The organism is Actinomyces sp. oral taxon 849 str. F0330 (genome assembly GCF_000239715.1).
GTDB classification, from domain to species: Bacteria; Actinomycetota; Actinomycetes; order Actinomycetales; family Actinomycetaceae; genus Actinomyces; species Actinomyces johnsonii.
Genome location: NZ_JH470406.1, coordinates 1 through 783, shown reverse-complemented (window position 1 = coordinate 783; position 783 = coordinate 1). Strand labels below are relative to the sequence as shown.

At 74.2% G+C, this 783-nt stretch carries 1 protein-coding gene and 1 pseudogene; both read left to right on the top strand.

From position 1 onward, the window contains the following. Positions 1-172, top strand: a pseudogene (locus HMPREF0975_RS14370) (dihydropteroate synthase); the annotation flags it as partial. After that, positions 169-783: dihydroneopterin aldolase (gene folB, locus HMPREF0975_RS17175; RefSeq protein ID WP_009234967.1), on the top strand; the 615-nt coding region annotated here is incomplete at its 3' end. The pseudogene HMPREF0975_RS14370 and the gene folB, both read left to right, overlap by 4 nt.

Genomic DNA, 783 nt, shown 5'->3' with positions numbered 1-783 from the left:
CTTCCTCGGCCCGGCCGCCGAGGGAGGGGCAGCCCCCGTCCAGCGCGACGCCGTCACCGCCGCCACCACCGCCCTGGCCGCCGCCGCAGGCGCCTGGGCCGTCAGAGTCCACGAGGTCCCGGTCAACCGGGCCGCCGTCCGCACCGCCTCCCTCTGGAAGGAACACCAGTGAGCACCACCGTCTCCGCGACCACCGACCGGATCAGCCTCATCGGCCTGTCCGCCCGCGGCCACCACGGCGTCCTGCCCTTCGAACGAGAGGAGGGCCAACTCTTCACGGTCGACGTCGTCCTCGACCTGGGGCAGCGCGGTACCGCCGTCGCCGCCGTCACCGACTCGGTGACCGACGCCGTCGACTACTCCCGAGTGGCCAACGGCATCGTGAGCATCATCGAGGGGGAGCCGGTCAACCTCATCGAGTCCCTGGCCGACAGGATCGCCGAGCGGGTCCTGTCCTTCCCCCGCGTCGTGGCCGCCGAGGTCACCGTGCACAAGCCCGAGGCGCCCCTCGACGTCGCCTTCGAGGACGTCTCGGTGACCATCCACAGGGTGGCCGATGCCGCCGCGGGCCATGGCGGGTCTCCCGCCACCAGTCAGGCCGCCTGGGCCGCCCAGGGCGAGGAACCGGTCGCCGCCTCCGCCCAGTCCTACGGGACGCCGTCCTCCTCGGCCTCGCCCATGGCCGCCTCCTCGCCCGCCGCCCCCGCCTACGAGCCTCCCGCCGCGATTCCGGCTGCGCCCCCGGTCTCCGGGGCTCCCGATCTCACGGGCGCCTCATTCCCG